Origin of the sequence: Viridibacillus arvi, from assembly GCF_001274945.1 — a bacterium.
GTDB lineage: Bacteria > Bacillota > Bacilli > Bacillales_A > Planococcaceae > Viridibacillus > Viridibacillus arvi.
The window spans coordinates 1-511 of the sequence record NZ_LILB01000019.1 but is presented as its reverse complement, the minus strand read 5'-3'; the positions used below and the strand labels follow the sequence as shown (position 1 = coordinate 511).

Below are 511 nucleotides of genomic sequence, written 5' to 3'. Positions count from 1 at the left end.
AAATATGGAAGACGAGGAAAATTTATCAAAAGCTAAATCTGTAATTTGGTGGATATGGGGTACCACTGCTTGGGGAGTAGGGGCTATATCTCTTGTTGGTTGGTGGTTTCATAATTATTTTGGATAACTGTCGGTTTCGAATGTACTTAAAGTAACGGGTGCTTTACTTCAAGAAGGAGTAAAGCCTTTTTTCTTATCGAGCTAACGCGGCAGGTTAGTTCAATAATTCGAGGGGGAATTGAGTTGAAAATTATTAAAATATTGCTTGCTTTAGTTGTAATAGCAATTTCAGCATACGGCTTAATTACAAAAGATTCTTTGTATGGTCCAATATCATCTTTATTGCTTGGCATTTTTATTGCAATTATAGGAATAGAGGAATTTAAAAACAAAGGAAAAAATAGTTGGGGAATGTTTTTTATACCAGTATCTTTATTAGTTATTGTGGTGGCTCTATTTAGTTTCTAATTAAAGTATGTGAAGTATCTAACTTAAACTAACGGGTGCTTTA

General features: G+C 33.3%; 1 protein-coding gene. It reads left to right on the top strand.

The window, feature by feature from the left end; genetic code table 11:
- The first annotated feature begins 243 nt into the window (after positions 1-243).
- On the top strand, positions 244-468 hold the full coding sequence (locus AMD00_RS22610) for a DUF3953 domain-containing protein (protein ID WP_053419252.1): 225 nt from the start codon (positions 244-246) through the stop codon (positions 466-468).
- The last annotated feature ends 43 nt before the right edge of the window (positions 469-511 follow it).